Annotated in this window: 13 protein-coding genes and 1 pseudogene; 8 read left to right on the top strand and 6 right to left on the bottom strand. The window is 70.8% G+C overall.

Going from position 1 to position 12349, the window contains the following annotated elements; translation table 11 throughout:
• Positions 1-117: 117 nt before the first annotated feature.
• Positions 118-513 carry a preprotein translocase subunit SecG gene (gene secG / locus ACFOES_RS01385; RefSeq protein WP_377831239.1) on the bottom strand — a complete coding sequence of 132 codons (396 nt, stop codon included), beginning with the start codon at positions 511-513 and terminating at the stop codon, positions 118-120.
• 73 nt (positions 514-586) lie between these two features.
• Positions 587-982: a DUF6524 family protein gene (locus tag ACFOES_RS01380; RefSeq protein ID WP_377831233.1), complete on the bottom strand. Its 396-nt coding sequence runs from the start codon at positions 980-982 to the stop codon at positions 587-589.
• Between the two features lie 169 nt (positions 983-1151).
• Between ACFOES_RS01380 and ACFOES_RS01375 the strand changes: the two genes are divergently transcribed.
• The 3 genes from ACFOES_RS01375 (at position 1152) to ACFOES_RS01360 (ending at position 6318) form a co-directional block, all read left to right on the top strand.
• Positions 1152-2444 (top strand): adenylosuccinate synthase, encoded by a 1293-nt coding sequence (locus tag ACFOES_RS01375; protein ID WP_377831231.1) that lies wholly within the window; start codon positions 1152-1154, stop codon positions 2442-2444.
• Between the two features lie 10 nt (positions 2445-2454).
• Complete coding sequence (locus ACFOES_RS01370) at positions 2455-2694, top strand: DUF2842 domain-containing protein (protein ID WP_377831228.1); 240 nt, start codon at positions 2455-2457, stop codon at positions 2692-2694.
• 2931 nt (positions 2695-5625) lie between these two features.
• Complete coding sequence (locus ACFOES_RS01360; RefSeq protein ID WP_377831221.1) at positions 5626-6318, top strand: thiamine diphosphokinase; 693 nt, start codon at positions 5626-5628, stop codon at positions 6316-6318.
• On the opposite strand, the gene ACFOES_RS01355 is transcribed toward ACFOES_RS01360, so the two are convergent.
• From ACFOES_RS01355 to ACFOES_RS01340, 4 genes and pseudogenes are all read right to left on the bottom strand, one after another.
• Positions 6209-7180: a DMT family transporter gene (locus ACFOES_RS01355; RefSeq protein ID WP_377831217.1), complete on the bottom strand. Its 972-nt coding sequence runs from the start codon at positions 7178-7180 to the stop codon at positions 6209-6211. The two genes, ACFOES_RS01360 and ACFOES_RS01355, sit on opposite strands and share 110 nt — an antisense overlap.
• A gap of 222 nt (positions 7181-7402) precedes the next feature.
• Entirely contained in the window at positions 7403-7741 is a 339-nt protein-coding gene (locus tag ACFOES_RS01350; protein WP_377831525.1) for a LysE family translocator, read from the bottom strand.
• A 118-nt stretch (positions 7742-7859) separates the two neighbouring features.
• Positions 7860-7952, bottom strand: a pseudogene (locus ACFOES_RS01345) (hypothetical protein); the annotation flags it as partial.
• Between the two features lie 14 nt (positions 7953-7966).
• Entirely contained in the window at positions 7967-8092 is a 126-nt protein-coding gene (locus ACFOES_RS01340) for a hypothetical protein (protein ID WP_377831214.1), read from the bottom strand.
• 160 nt (positions 8093-8252) lie between these two features.
• Between ACFOES_RS01340 and ACFOES_RS01335 the strand changes: the two genes are divergently transcribed.
• From ACFOES_RS01335 to ACFOES_RS01315, 5 genes are all read left to right on the top strand, one after another.
• The gene (locus ACFOES_RS01335) at positions 8253-8942 is read left to right on the top strand and encodes a glutathione S-transferase family protein (protein ID WP_377831212.1); all 690 of its coding nucleotides are present in this window, start codon (positions 8253-8255) and stop codon (positions 8940-8942) included.
• A gap of 110 nt (positions 8943-9052) precedes the next feature.
• Positions 9053-9226, top strand: a complete 174-nt coding sequence (locus tag ACFOES_RS01330) for a hypothetical protein (RefSeq protein ID WP_377831210.1) — start codon at positions 9053-9055, stop codon at positions 9224-9226.
• Positions 9187-9438 (top strand): DUF2267 domain-containing protein, encoded by a 252-nt coding sequence (locus tag ACFOES_RS01325; protein WP_377831207.1) that lies wholly within the window; start codon positions 9187-9189, stop codon positions 9436-9438. The genes ACFOES_RS01330 and ACFOES_RS01325 overlap by 40 nt, the downstream gene beginning before the upstream one ends.
• A 111-nt stretch (positions 9439-9549) precedes the next feature.
• Positions 9550-10929, top strand: coding sequence for an L-serine ammonia-lyase (locus ACFOES_RS01320; protein WP_377831204.1), 1380 nt, complete (start codon positions 9550-9552; stop codon positions 10927-10929).
• Positions 10930-11384: 455 nt separating this feature from the next.
• Positions 11385-12305, top strand: a complete 921-nt coding sequence (locus tag ACFOES_RS01315; RefSeq protein ID WP_377831202.1) for a DMT family transporter — start codon at positions 11385-11387, stop codon at positions 12303-12305.
• Positions 12306-12349 lie beyond the last annotated feature (44 nt).

Genomic DNA, 12349 nt, shown 5'->3' with positions numbered 1-12349 from the left:
TGCGGTCTGCAAGCAAACCGCAAGATGATGTTGCTCGGTTTAGGCGTGAACCAATTGGTTGTGGTGACGGGGCCACGGCCGGGCAGAAGCCCGGCTTGGACCCCGATCGGGGCCGGATCAGTCGGCGCGCGGCGGCGTGGCGGGCGCGTCGGTCTGGTTGTTCTGGCTCGGCGGCAGAAGATCGCCGCTCGGCGCCGGCAGGCTGTTGTCCTTGGCCGGGGTGGTCGCCGGCGCCTGCTGGGTCTTGCCGCCAAGCTGGTCGACGACCGAGGAACCGGCGGATTTCTGCGCCGCCAGGATGGTCAGCGTCACCGAGGTGGCGAGGAAGGCGATGGCGAAGATCCAGGTCAGCTTGGCCAGCGCGGTCGCGGCCTGGCGGCCGGTCATCACCCCGCCGCCGCCGCCGTCGCCGCTGCCCATGCCGAGCCCGCCGCCCTCGGAACGTTGCAGCAGGACCACGCCGATCAGGCATAGCGCGAGGATCAGGTGGATGATGAGAACGACGTTTTCCATTGGACGGCTTCCGCTGGCTGGTGACGGGGCTATTTAGGCTGTTGCAGCGGGGGTCGCAACCCCCCGTCTCGGCTCATTCGTCGAGGTCGTCGACATCGGCCTGTCCGGTCAGGCGCCGGCGGACCAGGCTCCAGGACAATCCGATGCCCAGGACGAAGGACAGCACGAAGATGCCGAGCCACAGGTTCAGGTCGGGATTGTCGAGCGTCAGCACGCCCCAGTCGATCAGCACCCAGATCAGCGCGGCAAGGATGGCGATCACCATGATCATGCCGAAGCTGCCGATCGAGCGCAGCGTGGCGCGCAGGTAGATCATGTAGGCGACCGTCAACAGCAGCCCCATCAGCACCGCCAGCGGCAGCTGCACGGCATAGTTCGCCTCGATCCAGCTGACATAGTTCCACTGCGTCGGGTTATAGGTCGAGGCCAGCAGCACGAAGGCTGCCAGCCAGCGCATGAAAAACCCCATCATGTTCCCCTACCGCTTGTTCTTGGTTCCCGCGCGTTTCCCTTTCGCTACCCGGCTCTTGCCGCCGCTGTCCAGTGCGCGGGCGCACGCTGCGGCGAATTTGTGGTTTCGCGCGCCCGCGCCGGCGGCTATACCGCGCAGGGTTTGACCGGCAGAATGCGAGGAGCACATGGCCAACGTCGTCGTCGTGGGCGCCCAGTGGGGCGATGAAGGCAAGGGCAAGATCGTCGATTGGCTCAGCGAAAGGGCCGACGTCATCGCCCGCTTTCAGGGTGGGCACAATGCCGGCCATACGCTGGTGATCGACGGCGAGGTCTACAAGCTGTCGCTGCTGCCCTCGGGCATCGTCCGCAAGGGCAAGCTGAGCGTGATCGGCAACGGCGTGGTGCTCGATCCCTGGGCGCTCTTGGCCGAGATCGACAAGCTCAGCGCGCAGGGCGTCGAGATCACCCCCGACAACCTGATGATCGCCGAGAACACGCCGCTGATCCTGCCGGTGCATGGCGAGCTCGACCGCGCCCGCGAAAGCCAGAACGCGGTCGCCAAGATCGGCACCACCGGCCGCGGCATCGGCCCGGCCTACGAGGACAAGGTCGGCCGCCGGGTGATCCGGGTCGCCGATCTCGGCGACTCGGCGACGCTCGACCTGCGCATCGGCCGGCTGCTGACCCATCACAACGCGCTGCGCTCGGGGCTCGGGCTCGAGCCGATCGACGGCGACGCGCTCAAGGCGCAGCTGGAAGAGATCGCGCCCAAGATCCTGCCCTTCGCCGCCCCGGTCTGGAAGGTGATGACCGAGGCCCGCCGCGCCGGCAAGCGCATCCTGTTCGAAGGCGCCCAGGGGTCCCTGCTCGACGTCGATTTCGGCACCTATCCCTTCGTCACCTCGTCCAACACCACCGCCGGCATGGCGGCCTCGGGCACCGGGCTCGGCCCGACCGCGATCGACTTCGTCCTCGGCATCGTCAAGGCCTACACCACCCGCGTCGGCGAAGGCCCGTTCCCGACCGAACTCGACGACGCCGACGGCCAGCGCCTGGGCGAGCGCGGCCACGAATTCGGCACCGTCACCGGGCGCAAGCGCCGCTGCGGCTGGTTCGACGCGGTGCTGGTGCGCCAGACCTGCGCCACCTCGGGCGTCTCGGGCATCGCGCTGACGAAACTGGACGTGCTCGACGGCTTCGACGAGCTCAAGATCTGCACCGGCTACGAGCTCGACGGCAAGCACTACGACTACCTGCCGACGGCGGCCGACCTGCAGGCCCACGTGACCCCGGTCTACGAGACGCTGGAGGGCTGGAGCGAAAGCACCGCCGGCGCCCGCAGCTGGGCCGACCTGCCCGGCGCCGCGGTCAAATACGTCCGCCGCATCGAGGAACTGATCCGGTGCCCGGTCGCGCTGCTCTCGACCAGCCCCGAGCGCGAGGATACCATTCTCGTCACCGACCCGTTCGCGGATTGAGGGGCGGGCGATGGCGCTCTCCTACAAGGCCAGGCGGCGCTGGTCGCTCGTCATCCTGCTGATCGGCCTGCCGGCCTACATCGTCGCGGCGGTGACCGTCGTCGACCTGTTCGACCGGCCGTCCTTCCTGGTCGAGCTGGCGGTCTATGTCGGGCTCGGCTTCCTCTGGGCGCTGCCGTTCCGCTTCGTTTTCCGCGGTGTCGGCCAGCCCGATCCCGACGCGCCGCGCGACGACCCGCGCCCGAAGTAGCGCCGCCGGCAGGGCTCTTCGGCTACGGAAGACGCCGGCGCCTCCGCGTCCTTTCACCTGAGCGAAAATATCCCGGGGGAGCCCGGAACGGGCGGGGGCAGCGCCCCCCGGTGCGCGCAATCGGGTCCGGCAAGGGGCGGGGTCTGAAGAAAGGAAACGGGCGGAGCGGGCTGTCGCCCTCTCCGCCCGGCACTCGTTACCGAAACGAGCATAGCGGTGTCTTCAGTGGGCGACCTTGCGCGCCTCGGACAGGAAGCGGGACGAGTCCGCGATCGCGAACTGGCCGCGCTTGACCTTCTTGATCTTGCCCTCGCGCAGCAGCGTGCCGAAGCTGCGCAGCCCGGCCTCGCGGCTGAACGGCGTCTCGCTCTCGCTGCCGACGCTGGCGGCGAAGCGCATGATCTGCGGCCGGGTGAAGTTCTCGCGGCCCTCGACGCAGGCGGAATAGGCGGCGGCGGCTTCCAGCAGGTCCGGCAGCTCGGTCGCGCCGATCCGCTCGGCGAATTCGGCGAAGCTGTGGCTGTCGGCGAGCAGGGCGCTGTCCTCCTGCTCCTCCTCGCTGACGGCGAGGTTGCCGCTGGTGACGCGGCGCGGGCGCACCGGGCCGTGTTCGCTGCCCGGGGCCGGGCGGTCGATGCGCTGCTCCGAGACCAGCACCAGCGGCGCCGGCCGATCCTCGGGCGCCTGCGGGCGCGCGGTGGTGTGGCGGCCTTCCGAGCGCAGCCGGCGCGGGCGCACGGCCTTGGCGAGATCGTCGCGGTAGCGATTCATCGTCGCCTCGGCGGCATGGGCGTTGTCGGAGGCGCGGGTCTTGTCGGCCTGGGTCGCGGCGACGGCGGCCTTGAGATGGGCGATGGTGGCCAGCCGGCGGCGGTTCTCGGGCCCGGCCAGCTCGGTATTGGTCTGGCGCAGCAGCCGGTTCATCGCGTCGTCCTCGGGCTCGACCCGGTTCTCGAGGATCGAGCGGCCGGGGCGGTCGGCGCGGCGCTGGGCCGCGGCCTCGCGGGCCACCGCGTCCAGCTCGGCCTGCAGATCGGCCTCGTCCTCGGGCGACAGGCTGCTGGTGGCGGGCGTCTCGGCGGCGGTTTCCCCCGCGGCCTCGGCAGCGGTCTCGGTGCTTTCGGCTACGGGCGCTTCGGCCACCGGGGCTTCCGGCTCCACGGCTTGCGCGGCCGGGGTTTCGGTCTCCGGTTCCTCGGTGGCCGACGTTTCGGCGGCCGACGGCGCGCCCGGGGCGATGCTGTCCATCCGGCGCACCTTGATCACCCGGGCCCGGGCGCGCTGCGCCTTCTCCGAGGGGCCTTCCGGCTGCGCCTCTTCGGCAGCGGTTTCTTCGGCGGCCTCCGGTGCCTCGGCTTCGGGCGCTTCGGCCTCGGCCGCAAGCGGGGTTTCCTCGGCGGCGGTTTCCTCGGCGGTGCCTTCTTCGGCCTCGATGGTCTGCGGCTCGACAGTCTCCTCGGCTGCGGCGCTCTCGGCCCCCTGCGGCGCTTCGGCTTCGGCCGCAGGCTCTTCGGCAGCCTCTTCCTCCACCGCTTCCTCGGGGCCGGGTTTCTGCTGGCCCAGGACCGAGAGCAGGTTGCCGATGCGGTCCTTCAGCGACGGCGAGCCACCGACCGCGGCGTCCAGGGCCTGGAAGGCCGCGGCTTCCTTCTCGGCGGCCTCCGCGTCTTCGGCCTCGGCAGCCAGCGGCGCTTCCTCGACGGGTTCCTGCGCCGCCTCGGCGAGCGGCTCCTCTTCCGGAGCTTTCTCGACGGCTTCCTCCTCGGCCTCGGCAGCCAGCGGCGCTTCCTCGACGGGTTCCTGCGCCGCCTCGGCGACCGGCTCCTCCTCCAGAGCTTTCTCGACGGCTTCTTCCTCGGCCTCGGCNTCCGGAGCTTTCTCGACGGCTTCTTCCTCGGCCTCGGCAGCCAGCGGCGCTTCCTCGGCGGCTTCCTGCGCCGCCTCGGCGACCGGCTCTTCCTCCGGAGCTTCCTCGACGGCTTCTTCCTCGGCCTCGGCAGCCAGAGGCGCTTCCTCGGCGGCTTCCTGCGCCGCTTCGGCGACCGGTTCCTCCTCCGGAGTCTCCTCGGCGGGCGTTTCCGTGGCGGCGATCCGGGCCGAGAGCGCGGGGCTGGCGACGAGGTCGGCTGCTTCCTCCTCGTAAGCCTCATCGGACGGGACGGCTTCAGGGGCAGAAACAGCCGGCGCAGCGCCGGGCGCCGGGCTGGCGGCACGGGCCTGGGTGACGGCGGCACGGATGCGCAGCAGCTTGGCGGCGACGCTGTCGTCGCTCGTGGCCGCGGGACGGTTCTCGCTCTCGTCCTCGGGCGCGGCGAAGGCGGCGGGCCGGGGATGCGGCTCGGCCAGCGGCTCGGGGCGCAGCGTATCGGCGGGCACGGGGCGCGCCGTCTCGGGCTGGCCGGCGGCCGACCGAGCTTGCGGGGCCAGATGCGGGGCAGGCTGCGTGGCAGGCTGGGGCGCCTCGGCCGCGGGGGCCGGAGTAGTGGGGACCGGAGTAGCGGCGGCCGGAGCGGCGGGGGCACTCAGGGCGTGGCCCTCGTCGGCGCGCAGGATGACGCCGTTCTCCTGGATCTTCGCCTCGACCCGGCGCTGGATCTCGCGTTCCGCGATCTGATGCAGCATGTTGGCGTCGGGCGTCGGCGGCTCGGCGCCGAAATAGCGGTCGTCCGCGGCCAGGTCGCGGAAATACTCCGCGATCGCCTTCATCGTCGAAAACGGTTCCTCGAACCCTTCCAGCGTGCAGGAAAAGGTACCATAGGAGACTGTGAGGATCTTACTATCTCCGACCATCGATACGCTCGCTTTCTGCCGTTACCAATCCGGTCCAATTTACCTTGTTCATGTTCATTTCCGTGGACAGAACGGGGTCTTTTGAAGGATTGAATGTGGCCGTTACCGTGGCGCTTTGCCTTATTTGGGAACAATAAAAGCATGACACAGGCGATTGTCCAATCACCCGCAGGGGTCACCCTGGTTGGCGCCGGCGCGTTAACCAAGCCCGCCCTGGCGGCCGCCCTGGCCCTGGCGCCGCGGCTGGTGGCGGCCGATGGCGGCGCCGACCGGGCCCTGGCGCTGGGCCACGCGCCCGAGGCGGTGATCGGCGATCTCGACTCGCTCACGCCGGCGGCCCGGACAACCCTTCCCCCCGACCGTCTTTATCGCATCGACGAGCAGGAAACCACGGATTTCGACAAGGCGCTGCGCCATGTCTCGGCGCCCTTCGTGCTCGGGCTGGGCTTCTGGGGGCCGCGCTTCGACCACGGCCTGGCGGCGCTGAACACGCTGGCGCGCCATCCCGACCGTGCCTGCATCCTGCTCGGCGGCAGCGACCTGTGCTTCCTGGCGCCGCGCGACCTGACGTTGCACTTGCGCAAGGGCAGCCGGCTGTCGCTGTTCCCGCTCGCCCCGGTCAAGGGCGAGAGCGCCGGGCTGGAATGGCCGATCGAGGGGCTCGAGTTCGCGCCCGACGGCCGGGTCGGGACCTCGAACCGGGTCGTCGCCGGCGAGGTGCGGCTCAGCTTCTCGGCGCCGCGGATGCTGGTGATCCTGCCGCGGGGCCAGCTGGCAGCGGCGGTGCGGGCGCTGGCGCCGGGCGCTTTGCCAGCACCCGTTCGCGGTGGATGATGTAGAGGCCCGAGGCGACGATGACGCCGATCCCGGCCCAGGTCAGCGCGTCGGGGAAATTGCCGAAGAACAGGTAGCCGACCGTCGCCGCGCTGACGATCTCGAGGTAGTGCAGCGGCGCCAGCGTCGCTGCCGGGGCGAAGCGCAGCCCGAAGCCGATCAGGATATGCGACAGCGTCGCGAAGCCGCCGACGCCGATGAGGAACGCCCAGGCCCAGCCCTCGGGCCGCACCGGGTCGAGCGCCGGCAGCCCGCTGCCCTTGGCCAGCCAGATCACCGGCGCCCACAGCGCCATGGCGACGAAGGCGGTGTGGAACTGCATCTCGATCGGGTGCTGCAGCGGCGCCAACTGCCGGGTGATCAGGATATAGAGCGCGAAGCCGAGCGCGGTGCCGAGCGGGAAGAAGGCGACGGCGCCGAACGTGGCGAAGCTGGGCTGGATCACGAGGAGCGCGCCGAGGAAGCCGACGCCCGAGGCGACGATCCGGCGCGGGCCGACCTGCTCGTGCCAGATCAGCCAGCCGAGGCCGAGGATCAGGAACGGCTCGACGAAGACGATGGCCAGCGCGTCGGCGATCGGCATCACCCGGACGGCGGCGACGAAGCAATAGGTCGACAGGATCGAGACCGCGGCCCGCAGCAGGGTGAGCTGCAGCGCCCGGCCGCGCAGCCGGAAGCTCTGGCCCTGCCACCAGACCAGCGGCGCCATCAGCGCGGCCTGGACGACGAAGCGGGCCAGGGTGATCTCGCCCACCGGCACGCTCTGCGCGGCCAGCTTGGAAGAGACGTCGATCATCGGCGCCAGGGCGCAGAAGCCCAGCATGAAGGCGATGCCGAGGGGGATGCGGTCGGTGCTGCTCATCCGCCGCGGATAGGGCCGGCGCGGTGCCAAGTCCGTCCGGTTTGCGACATCGCGGGGACGGGTTTGGATGTTCGGGGACGAAAGGCGGGGGAGCGTTTGCCCCGCCGCCATTGCGCCTGGGCAATGGTGCGCAGGAAAGGGCGAGGGGCTGTCTGCCCCTCGCGCTCCCCGAGGATATTTTCGAGCAGAAAGTGGGGGAGGTGCGCGCGCCTCACTTTCTGTTCAAAAAATATCCCCGCCGGAGGCAGGCTGCCCCTGGGGCGCTCCTCGGCGGCCCCATCGAGAGCGGTCCCGTAAGGCGCGCTTCAGCAGCACCACGCCGCCGGCGCCGATCAGCAGGCTGCCGGAGGCGCAGTCGAGCCGGCGCATCCGGGCCGGGCTGTCGAAGACGGCGCCGGCGCGGCTGGTGGCGAGGGCGTAGAGCGCGAAGGCGGTGCCGAGCATGGCGACGAAGATCGCGATGATCGCCACCGCGTCCAGCGCCCACAGCCGGGGCAGGTCGAAGAAGGTCGGCAGGAAACCGAGATGGAACAGGATCGCCTCGGGATTGCCGAGCGTCAGGCCGAAGCCGGTCAGGAAGCTCTTCCCCCCGGTCGCCCTGGGCCGCGGCCGGCGCCTGCGGCTTCCCGGGCGGCTTGCGCCACAGCGCGATGCCGAGCCAGATCAGGTAGAGCGCGGCGAGGATGCGGACGACGACGAAGAACTCGCCCGGCAATTTCCCCAGCGCCGCGAGGCCGAGGAAGACCGGCGCCATGTAGAAGACGTTCCCCAAGAGGATGCCGCCGATCAGCCCGAGGGTGGAGCGGACGCCGCAGGAAAGCGCGCGGCCGCCCCCATCAGGAGGCCGGGGCCGGGGATCGCCACCCAGAGCAGCAGGGCGGCGACGAAGGCGAAGCCGGAGTCGAGGGGCATGGATCTGGCCCTGTCCGGAGATGCCCCATGTCCAGGGGCGGGCGGCGCAATGTCGAGACGTTTCTCGCGGCGCGGTTGATCCGGCCGGGGTCGCTTTCCGGCGCGCCGCCGGCTTGCGCTGCGGCCAAACCGGTCACCAGATGCCCGAAAGGAACCGCCGATGTATCTGCTGCACTACGCGCCCGACAATGCCTCGCTGATCGTCCGCCTCGCGCTCGAGGAACTGGGCGCGCCCTACCAGACGCGGCTGGTCGACCGGGCGGCGCGGGAACAGGAGGGGGCGGCCTATCGCGCGCTCAACCCCGCCGGACTGATCCCGGTGCTGGAAACCGCCGACGGGCCGATCTTCGAGACCGGCGCCATCCTGCTCTGGCTGTCCGAACGCCACGGCGCGCTGGCCCCGGCGCCGCTGGACCCGGCGCGCGGCGCCTTCCTCAAGTGGCTGTTCTTCACCGCCAACACGCTCCACGCCGACCTGCGCCAGCTGTTCTATCCCGAACGCTATGCGCCGCCGGGCTGCGAAGCGGGCTTCCACGCCATCGCCGGGCGGCGGATCGCGCGCCATTTCGGCCTGCTCGACGTCGTGGCGGCGGAGGCGCCGGACTGGCTCTCGCCCGAGGCCCCCTCGGTGCTGTCCTGCTACCTTGCCGGGCTGATGCGCTGGGCGGCGCTCTACCCGCGGGGCGGGACCGGCTGGTTCCGGCTTGACGACACGCCCGCGCTCAAGACACTGGCAGAGGCGGCGGAGGCGCGGCCGGCCGCCCGGCGCTGTGCCGAGGCCGAGGGGCTGGGGCCGACACCCTTCTCGGCGCCGGGCTACGCGGAACCGCCAGAGGGCAGCGCGACCTGAGGGCAAGGCCGGGGGTTTCACACCCCCGGACCCCCGTGGAGTATTGGGGCAAAGAAGAAAGGCTAGGGGCTGCATCTGTCCCTTGGTCGGGGCATATTGCCACCATGCCGATGCCCTTCACCTATCGCCATGCCACCGAGGAATTTCGCGCCTACCTGGCCGATGCGCGCGAGCGACTGGGGACGCCATCGGACAATGTCGCCTATACCTGCGCCGATGCCGTCTTCCGGGTCTTCCGCCGGCGGTGCTGCGGGCGATCTTCGTTGCCGGCTGGCTGCCGGTGATGCCGGTGCCCTTCGCCGACCGGGAGCAGATGATGCGCGCGGCCCGCGACGTCCGGCGCAACCACAACTTCTGCCCGGAAACGGTGATCGGCGATGTCGCCTGGGCGCTGCGCCGACATGTCGACGCGGCGGATTTCGAACGGGTTCTGGAGCGGCTTCCGGAGGCGGCGCGCGCCTTCCGGCAGGTGCCGGGCGCGGCTGGCGGGCGTTGAGCGCGGGCTGCGACGACGCGCCCGCGCCGTTTCGGCTGCAAAGCGTCGCTTTCGGTCTGGCAATCCGGTCCGGCCCGCCGCACTCTCCGCCGCGAACAGCAGGAGCGCGCCTTGTTTCTTTCGGTCTTCGACATCTTCAAGGTCGGCATCGGCCCGTCCTCGAGCCACACGATGGGGCCGATGGTCGCCGCCGGCCGCTTTCTCGACATGCTGCGCGGCAGCCCGTTCCACCCGGCCGGGCTCAAGGCCTCGCTGCACGGTTCGCTCGCCTTCACCGGGGTCGGGCACGCGACCGACCGGGCGACGATCCTCGGCCTCGCGGGCTTCGACCCCGAGCGCTACGACGCCGACAAGGCCGAGGCGGCGCTGGCCGGGATCAGGGCCAGCGGTCGGGTGACGCCGCCGGGCCTGCCGGAGCTGGCCTTCGACCCGGCCCGGGACCTGAGCTTCGATTACGGCCCGGCGCTGCCCGGCCATGCCAACGCGATGATCCTGTCGGCCACCGACGCCCAGGGCGACGTGCTGATGCAGGAGGTGTTCTATTCCATCGGCGGCGGCTTCGTGCTGACCGAGGAGGAACTGGCCGCGCGCGATCCCAAGGCCGACAATGCCCGCTCGCCGGTGCCGTTCCCGTTCCAGACCGCGGCCGAGATGCTGGCGATGGCGGCGGAAAGCGGCAAGACCATCGCCCAGATGAAGCGCGCCAACGAGCGGGTGTTCCGCAGCGAGGCCGAGATTGAGGCCGGGCTGGCGCGGCTGTGGCAGGTGATGGGAGCCTGCATCGACCGCGGGCTGGCCGGCAGCGGCATCCTGCCCGGCGGGCTCAACGTCCGGCGCCGGGCGCGGGGTATCCACGAGGCGCTGGAGGCCGAGCGCGGCATGAACCTCACGGCCCCGCATGTCATCAACGACTGGATGAGCGTCTATGCCATGGCGGTGAACGAGGAGAACGCGGCCGGCGGACAGGTGGTGACGGCGCCGACCAACGGTGCCGCCGGGGTGGTGCCGGCGGTGATCCGCTACTGGCTCGACCACGTGCCGGGGGCGAGCGCGGCGCGGGTGCCCGATTTCCTGCTGACGGCGGCGGCGATCGGCGGGCTGTGCAAGCACAACGCCTCGATCTCGGGCGCCGAATGCGGCTGCCAGGCCGAGGTCGGCAGCGCCTCGGCGATGGCGGCGGCCGGGCTGGCGGCGGTGCTGGGTGGCAGCCCCGAGCAGGTCGAGAACGCCGCCGAGATCGCGCTCGAGCATCACCTCGGCATGACCTGCGACCCGGTGAAGGGCCTCGTCCAGGTGCCCTGCATCGAGCGCAACGGGCTGGGCGCGATCAAGGCGGTGTCCGCCGCCTCGCTGTCGCTGCGCGGCGACGGCAAGCACCTGGTCAGCCTCGATGCGGCGATCGAGACCATGCGCCAGACCGGGCACGACATGCACGAGAAATACAAGGAAACCTCGCTCGGCGGGCTGGCGGTGAACGTGCCGAACTGCTGAGGGGGATTAGTGGATCACGGGCGAGCTTGAGCGGTCTCGGAGCGCTTGGCGGGAGGTGCGGTCTTGGGCCTGGTGTCTTCCCGCCCGGTGCGCGCGGGAACCGCGCAGGGCGAGCGCCTGTCCGTCCCGTCGCACCGCAGGTGCGCCGCGTATCGTCGGCATGCCTTTGGCGTGACGGGCTGGCGCTTTGGGGAACTGCGCGCGACGCTCCTATCGTGGAGGGGCTTGGCCGGCATAAACTGCCCCGTTCTGAGGTTGCGAGCGCCATCCCACGAGCAGGCGCTCGCCCTGCTTGCGTCGTGTCGGCGGAAGGCCCGGTTCTAGGGCGACCGGCGCGCCTCTGAGCATGCCGGCCACCCCGCGAGCGGGCCGGTCACGTCTTCGCTCTGCCAAGTGCCTCTGGGTCACCCTATCCCCGATTGCGCCCCCGCGCGGCCGCCTCTATCGTCCCCGTCATGACCAGTGACCGCCCCGTTCTCGGCATCCTGCTGATGCTCGTCTTCTGCGCCCTCGCCACCATGGGGGACGCGACGGCCAAGGTATTGGGCGGCCAGGTGGCGCTGATCCACTTGGTGACGCTGCGCTTCGTCGCCCAGGCGGTGATCCTGGTGCCGCTGGTGCTGGCCACCGGCGACAGCCTGCGGCTCAGCCGGCGCGGGCTGCGGCTGACCGTGCTGCGGACCCTGCTGCATATCGCCGGGATCGGCACGATGATCTCGGCTCTGCGCTTCCTGCCGCTGGCCAATGCCGTCGCCATCGCCTTCGTCATGCCCTTCATCATGCTGCTGCTCGGCCGCTTCATCCTGAACGAGGAAGTCGGCTCGCGCCGGCTGATGGCCTGCGTCGTCGGCTTCGTCGGCACGCTGCTGGTGATCAAGCCAAGCTTCGCCGAGGTCGGGCCGCCGGCGCTGCTGCCGCTGGGCGTCGCCGTCATCTTCGCCTTCTTCATGCTGGTGACGCGCCAGGTCTCGCGCGAGGCCGGGCCGGTGGCGCTGCAGGCGGTCAGCGGCCTCGTCGCCTGCGTGCTGCTGATCCCGCTCAGCCTGCTGGGGCGGCATATCGGCCTGCCCCCGGTCGGGCCGCTGCTGACGGCCTCCCAGCCCTGGCACCTGCTGGTGCTGCTGGGCGCGCTGGGCACCTTCGCCCATCTGTTCATGACCTGGTCGCTGCGCTTCGCCCCGGCCTCGACCCTGGCGCCGATGCAATACCTGGAAATCCCCTTCGCCACGATCACCGGATTCGTCGTCTTCGGCGATTTCCCCGACGGCCTCGCGCTGGCCGGGATCGGCTTGACCATCGCCGCCGGGCTCTACATCGTCTGGCGCGAGCGGGCACTGGCCCGGCCGGTCGAGCGTCCGGCCCCGGCGCAACCCTGAAACCGGCAAGCCGGCGCCTTCACATCGCGGCACCGCGGCAATTG

This window comes from Acidimangrovimonas pyrenivorans (genome assembly GCF_042643245.1).
Taxonomy (GTDB): domain Bacteria; phylum Pseudomonadota; class Alphaproteobacteria; order Rhodobacterales; family Rhodobacteraceae; genus Acidimangrovimonas; species Acidimangrovimonas pyrenivorans.
Note: the sequence above shows the minus strand (reverse complement) of the source record. Positions and strands in the feature narration are given on the sequence as shown.

Excerpts from the sequence above, each read along its gene's own strand:
- ACFOES_RS01360 (WP_377831221.1), top strand. The coding sequence starts at position 5,626 with ATGACACAGGCGATTGTCCAATCACCCGCAGGGGTCACCCTGGTTGGC.
- ACFOES_RS01330 (WP_377831210.1), top strand. The coding sequence starts at position 9,053 with ATGCCCTTCACCTATCGCCATGCCACCGAGGAATTTCGCGCCTACCTG.
- ACFOES_RS01340 (WP_377831214.1), bottom strand. The coding sequence starts at position 8,092 with ATGCCCCTCGACTCCGGCTTCGCCTTCGTCGCCGCCCTGCTGCTCTGG.
- ACFOES_RS01355 (WP_377831217.1), bottom strand. The coding sequence starts at position 7,180 with ATGAGCAGCACCGACCGCATCCCCCTCGGCATCGCCTTCATGCTGGGC.
- ACFOES_RS01380 (WP_377831233.1), bottom strand. The coding sequence starts at position 982 with ATGGGGTTTTTCATGCGCTGGCTGGCAGCCTTCGTGCTGCTGGCCTCG.
- ACFOES_RS01335 (WP_377831212.1), top strand. The coding sequence starts at position 8,253 with ATGTATCTGCTGCACTACGCGCCCGACAATGCCTCGCTGATCGTCCGC.
- ACFOES_RS01370 (WP_377831228.1), top strand. The coding sequence starts at position 2,455 with ATGGCGCTCTCCTACAAGGCCAGGCGGCGCTGGTCGCTCGTCATCCTG.
- secG (WP_377831239.1), bottom strand. The coding sequence starts at position 513 with ATGGAAAACGTCGTTCTCATCATCCACCTGATCCTCGCGCTATGCCTG.
- ACFOES_RS01315 (WP_377831202.1), top strand. The coding sequence starts at position 11,385 with ATGACCAGTGACCGCCCCGTTCTCGGCATCCTGCTGATGCTCGTCTTC.
- ACFOES_RS01375 (WP_377831231.1), top strand. The coding sequence starts at position 1,152 with ATGGCCAACGTCGTCGTCGTGGGCGCCCAGTGGGGCGATGAAGGCAAG.